General features: G+C 64.0%; 1 protein-coding gene and 1 pseudogene. Both read left to right on the forward strand.

Annotated features, from left to right (window positions below; translation table 11 throughout):
- Positions 1 to 56 precede the first annotated feature (56 nt).
- Positions 57 to 1,019 carry a hypothetical protein gene (locus tag EII42_RS12050; RefSeq protein WP_125172398.1) on the forward strand — a complete coding sequence of 321 codons (963 nt, stop codon included), beginning with the start codon at positions 57 to 59 and terminating at the stop codon, positions 1,017 to 1,019.
- A pseudogene (locus tag EII42_RS12055) lies at positions 1,016 to 1,328 on the forward strand (hypothetical protein); the annotation flags it as partial. The gene EII42_RS12050 and the pseudogene EII42_RS12055, both read left to right, overlap by 4 nt.

Below are 1,328 nucleotides of genomic sequence, written 5' to 3' on the forward strand. Positions count from 1 at the left end.
TACACGGAACAAGAAGACCGCGCACAACAATCCGGTGACCAGATTGGAGAACGCTAATGGCCGGACCAGAAGACGCAGGCTCGCTCTTTCAACGCCTCAAAGACCTCGTAAACCAACTCCTACCCAAAGACCGCCCCACCCCGCCCCCGGCCGGGCCGGGCTCTGAAGGGCCTGCGGCGTGGGAGGGGTTGCCGGAGAAGATGGCGGAGGTGAGTGCGCTGGTGGCGCGGGTCAAGGAGGAAGACCGCATCAAGAGCGATCGGATGATCGAGCAAGACCACGCTAACCTGCCCAACGCGAGCCCCTACCAGGGCGAGCTCTTGGCGAGGCTGATCGAGGCGAATGCCAGCGTTTGTGAGGCCGCGGATGTTGCTTTGGAGGTGTTGACCGCGGTGATCGATGGTTTCATCGAGCACCTGAATGTTCCCGCCCGGCTGAAAGCCGAGCTCAATCAGCTGCAGAAAGCAGCCGAGAGCGCGCAAGATATTGCGGAGTCGTTGCCCTCGATGGAGAAGGTGCCCGGTTGGAGCGGGCCCGCGGCCGATGAGTACACCGAGATGGCCGGGGTGCAGACCCAGGCCAGTCAGGAGATGCTCGGGCTGTTCCAGGTGTTGCTGAAGGCCCACGGAACCGCGATTGAGGTTAACGAGGCGATGTTGGCTGCGGGGTATGAGTATCTGTGTCAGGTGGTGGAGCGTTTCGAGGCGGATTCCTATGTGGTGAGCTGTACTGAGCATTACGCGGCCACCAAACGGTTGACCCAGCTGCTCGACAATGCTTTCTTGGAGCTCCGGTCGCTGCAAGATCTCCTGGCGAATACCGAGCAGCGCATGAGCGAGGACCTCGTGGCCGCGCAGAATGCGCCTCGGGTGCTCGTCAACTTTATTTGGCCCCACGGCACCGCGAAGGCCGGGATCAAGGCCGGGGACATCCCCGGCATGCGAGCCACCCCGCCGATGGATACCCTCGACGAGCTCGATGACCCGGACGCGCGCGGTAACCAGCGAGGCGACCAGTGAGAACCCGCCCCGCCTGGCTGGCCGTCACCGTGGTGCTTGCGGTGGTGCTCGCGGTGCTGGCAGGGGTGATGTGGTGGCGCCCCACCCCAACCACCACCAGCACCAGCCCGGGTCCTAGCGGCAGCCCGGGCCAGGCCAGGCCGTCGGGCACCCCCACCCCGATTGATCTGGGCACCCCCACCCCGAAACGCAAACTCCCCCCAAAGATCAACTGGCCGGTACTCCCACCAGCCGAAACCCTCCCCAAACTCTTCAACGGCCTCCCCATCGACCAATTCAACCACCCAGAAACCCTCGGCAACCTCCCCC

It is taken from the genome of Tessaracoccus sp. OH4464_COT-324 (genome assembly GCF_003932855.1).
Taxonomy (GTDB): Bacteria; Actinomycetota; Actinomycetes; order Propionibacteriales; family Propionibacteriaceae; genus Arachnia.